General features: G+C 42.5%; 6 protein-coding genes. 1 reads left to right on the top strand and 5 read right to left on the bottom strand.

Annotated features, from left to right (window positions below; genetic code table 11):
• The first annotated feature begins 119 nt into the window (after positions 1–119).
• Positions 120–287: a hypothetical protein gene (locus LRL21_RS44350; protein ID WP_240422140.1), complete on the top strand. Its 168-nt coding sequence runs from the start codon at positions 120–122 to the stop codon at positions 285–287.
• Here LRL21_RS44350 and LRL21_RS44355 read toward each other — a convergent pair.
• From LRL21_RS44355 to LRL21_RS44375, 5 genes are all read right to left on the bottom strand, one after another.
• The gene (locus LRL21_RS44355; RefSeq protein WP_240422141.1) at positions 267–644 is read right to left on the bottom strand and encodes a VOC family protein; all 378 of its coding nucleotides are present in this window, start codon (positions 642–644) and stop codon (positions 267–269) included. The two genes, LRL21_RS44350 and LRL21_RS44355, sit on opposite strands and share 21 nt — an antisense overlap.
• 86 nt (positions 645–730) lie before the next feature.
• A complete protein-coding gene (locus LRL21_RS44360; RefSeq protein ID WP_240422142.1) occupies positions 731–1,549 on the bottom strand; it encodes a helix-turn-helix domain-containing protein in 819 nt (272 codons plus the stop codon).
• Positions 1,550–1,892: 343 nt separating this feature from the next.
• Positions 1,893–2,048, bottom strand: a complete 156-nt coding sequence (locus tag LRL21_RS44365; RefSeq protein WP_240422143.1) for a hypothetical protein — start codon at positions 2,046–2,048, stop codon at positions 1,893–1,895.
• A gap of 75 nt (positions 2,049–2,123) precedes the next feature.
• Entirely contained in the window at positions 2,124–3,092 is a 969-nt protein-coding gene (locus LRL21_RS44370; protein ID WP_240422144.1) for a hypothetical protein, read from the bottom strand.
• 165 nt (positions 3,093–3,257) lie between these two features.
• Positions 3,258–3,515 carry a hypothetical protein gene (locus tag LRL21_RS44375; RefSeq protein ID WP_240422145.1) on the bottom strand — a complete coding sequence of 86 codons (258 nt, stop codon included), beginning with the start codon at positions 3,513–3,515 and terminating at the stop codon, positions 3,258–3,260.
• Positions 3,516–3,873: the final 358 nt, after the last annotated feature.

Below are 3,873 nucleotides of genomic sequence, written 5' to 3' on the forward strand. Positions count from 1 at the left end.
TGTTTAAACTTCATAGTAAGAGCGCCTCCTAGATGGTGTTGGGTTTCGAACCCGTGGACAAACCCATCATACCGAGGCGCTCCTTTTTTGACAAAGGCGATTTCTTAGCCTTAACAGGAATGTTTAGCTTGGAAAAGGCAGCCGATCGTCATGGCCGGCTGCCGCGATATCTCTATTCAGCTAACATGTGCCGCGAAGCAGGTGAAGATACACTGCCGACAGTGCTTCCATCTGCTTGTTGTTTAATGGCGCATTCCTTCTATTCGCTAAGCGACGAGACTGATTAAATTGTTATCGGGGTCCTTTATGATCGCATATCGCTCTCCCCACGGTGTATCTCGCGGCTCGAGGAAACCGTCATACCCAAGCGTCGTCAACTGACGGTACACGTCGTCCAGCGCTTCGTTGCTGGAGAACTGAAAGGCGAGCTCGGTCCGGTAGCCGATAGGCTCTTCCCAGCCTTCAAAAACACTCTTTACCGATTCCACCATATCGAATGCAAACACAATTCCTTCTTGCTCCACGTCTACGTGATGCGCTTTGTCGGCGCCGTCCGGAATAGCCAGCCCCAGCACGCGATAAAAATCCAACGCCCTCTTCATCTCTTCTACGTAAATCGCGACTCGTTTCAACTTTAACGTCATGCTTTGTAGCTCCCCTCGCCTTGCTTGATTTTCACTCCCATTATAGTAATTGTCCCTCATTGCAAAATAGTAAAAAACGGACTTCCTCACTCCTGCTTGGTCAGCCGTTTGAGTGGAAGTCCGTAATATCGCTTAAAAATGCCAGCGAAGTGCGACTGATCGTAGTACCCGTGTTGAAGCGCCAAATCCGTCAAGCTGAAATAGTCTCCGCTGTACAATTCCTCCAGCACGCTTTGAAAGCGGACGATGCCGAGCATCTCCTTCGGGCTGAGGCCAAGCTCCAGTTCAAAGGCCCTTCGCAGATGCCTCTCGCTGAAGTTCACTTTATCCGCCAAATCCGTTACGGAAAGATTACCTTTGACCTCGTATATATACTGCATGCTCTGGTAGACCAAAGTGGGAGCAGGCGCCTCGGTCGCAGCCAGTATTTGTCCCAATTGCTGCTCGATGACCTCGATCCTGTCTGGTAACGATTGGGCAGTCAGCAGCTTTTCGACCCAATCGAGAGCCTCTTGTCCCCAGAGCTCCTCCAAAAACACACGATTTTCCGTTAATGTCGATATTGGAGACTTCAGGATCGTGCGGGCCGACTCCGAATACAGCCGGATGCCCCATACCGAGCGTGCTTTTGCAAATTGCAAAACTTCCACTTGTGTCGTTAGCCCTACTACATAAGCGGCCTGCCTGATTGATGAAGCGAACAGGTCCACTATAATATCGACACAGCCATCGGGGATGACTCGATGTCCCGGATTTCCCGGTACCGGCAGGAAATCCATCGTCCAATAGGCAACTACATGCGACGCCAGGCGACGGCTCGGCGCAAACTCCCGGAAGTTGTGAGAGTGCATATGCAACTGCGGCTGCAATTGGGGAGCATGCATGGGTCGGTAAGGATGGCTCATCTGCGCTTCTTCCTCCTATTACGTGAAAAATCTTGACATCTTAGCGGCTTTCAAGGCTAACTTGGCTCGCCGCGGACTGTATTCCACCTCATGAATGTATTGTAACAAATAACTGATAAGTGGGCATATGTCCTTTTCTATTCAATAATGCAGCGTTGAAGTTTATCTTTTCCGTAAAAGGAGAATGAGATTATGAATGTTTATAAAGGAAAGACAGTTTTGATCACCAGTGCTTCTACTACTGATGGTTTGGTTAACTTAACGTATCCAATTTTCCATCCTAAATCGCCTAAGCGCCACAATTCATGATTATCATTATTGTAACTATCCTCCCGTTAGGAGCTTAATCCCATCTCCAGTCTCTATCCTGAAATAACTGTGTTTCATCATCTGATGGTGCCGCGTTAGCGGCATGAGCGTCTAGTACTTTATTTTCTTTGAACAGTTTTTCCGAGATCCGCATTTGCTCAAGGTCATCTGCAACCATGAGATTGAGCAAAATATAGTCCCTCATTTATCGCGGGGATCGTATTTTGATTTCATCTATATGACCTTTTCGTTGCCTCATAAGGTTTTAGGGGGAATTTCCATTAGTTGTATTTGTGACTTTATCTACATTACACTTCGGTATTGTGATTAGATTACCTTCCTTACTACGTCCCCATATATTAGTTCCCATATTGCCTAAATATTTCATTCTAATTTCTTGCCTATCTTTTAATAAAACGACTACGGGCTCATGAAGGCTAATCAATACCTTTTCTTTCTCAGGAGGAGCAACGTCCGGAACCGTGAGATCACCGTAAAAATAACGCCCCAGTAAGTCACGGTAATTTGTGATTTTGAATGGAAAATTATTACCTTGCTTTCCTACGTAGAACTGAACCTTATGATCGGGCCCATTTTCTTGCTTGATTGCAAAAAATAATCCTTCAGTAAAAGCTCCGTATCCTCTTTTAACTGCATTTTTTAGTATGCCAATAGCCTTAACTTTACCTGCTGAAGTTATAGCTTCCTTAAGGCCCAATGTATTTTGAAGAATAAAATGAAAGACAGTTTGAAGTGCTTCACTGTTCGTCATTTCTAAAGGTGGCTTATGGACATTGAAATCTCTTTTTTCAAGTTTGACTACCCTTTCATGTCGAAGAAAGCTTCGTTGCTCAATAGCTGGCCCGATTTCACCGATAATATAATCTGAACCAACCTTGTTTTGTTTTATATCTACGTATTGGAATGGTGAGATCGAAGATGTCCAAGAGACAAAAAAATAATCACCAATATTTAGCTGCTCACATCGAATTTCATTTGCATGCTCCTGTACATTAAAAGAACTATACGATGGAATCCTAATATCTTTTTCGCTAAAATCAGGCATCCACTTAATTACATTGGTTTTTGGTTGTTCAGACAACTCATGCTTATCTGGCTTGCTAAGAATGGTGACTGGTGTTTGAAACTTAGTTTCAATTATGTGACTTTGAACAAACAGCTCATTCTTGTTATTAATCTCAAAAAATAGATTATTGCCTTTCTCTTTCTTCAATATTGCACCTCCCGAAAACTTAGTAAAAAATGTATAAAACCAAATAAAAATAGCCATAAATTCGCTATTAGCGAACCATGACTATATAAGGTCGATTATATTTGAACAGGTTGATATCTTTTTGAGAAAGGTTACTCTAATCTGTCATTGGAGTAACCTTCACTTTTAATTCACTTTCTTACTGCGATTAATAATAAATCGATCAGCGATTTCTTTGATTTCCTCAATAAATGGTAATGGCCAATTGGTTGGCATCTCATCAATTCGATAGCAACTTATGATGTCACCAGTATTCCGATTCATTTTAATGATAAAAAAAGGACCATTCTTTTTGTACTGGCGCATAGCTAGCATAATAGATGAATCATTAAATAAAGATACCAAACACATCATCACCTTTATCCATTGGGGAACATGGGCCATTTCATTTTAACATATTCTTGTGATCCTTTGCGAACGATTATGAAAAAATTCAAACATCTTCCTTTCCGCATCTCTTTCAATAAGCACAAAACGGAGTTGAACATCTACAATTTTCCGAAACTGGTCGAGTTCTTTCTTTCTTAAAAAACCCATTGAAACGAATTCGTCTAATTGCTCCATTTCTACTTTTCCGTATTGTATCAGGAAAGAGTCGCCGAAGCTTTGATAGATGGGGTAGTACCAGCGTTGCTGACACCACCCGCAAACGCATGTATATAAATGTAAGAACCCTCCAAGTATGGAGAGTTCTTTTTTATGAGTGGTGTAGAGTACTAGCGGCAGCCTGTTCGTTTAAAAC

The organism is Paenibacillus periandrae, from assembly GCF_022458865.1.
Lineage (GTDB): Bacteria > Bacillota > Bacilli > Paenibacillales > NBRC-103111 > Paenibacillus_S > Paenibacillus_S periandrae.

Coding starts and splice junctions, on each gene's coding strand:
- LRL21_RS44360 (WP_240422142.1), bottom strand. CDS start 1,549: ATGAGCCATCCTTACCGACCCATGCATGCTCCCCAATTGCAGCCGCAG.
- LRL21_RS44355 (WP_240422141.1), bottom strand. CDS start 644: ATGACGTTAAAGTTGAAACGAGTCGCGATTTACGTAGAAGAGATGAAG.
- LRL21_RS44350 (WP_240422140.1), top strand. CDS start 120: ATGTTTAGCTTGGAAAAGGCAGCCGATCGTCATGGCCGGCTGCCGCGA.
- LRL21_RS44375 (WP_240422145.1), bottom strand. CDS start 3,515: ATGGCCCATGTTCCCCAATGGATAAAGGTGATGATGTGTTTGGTATCT.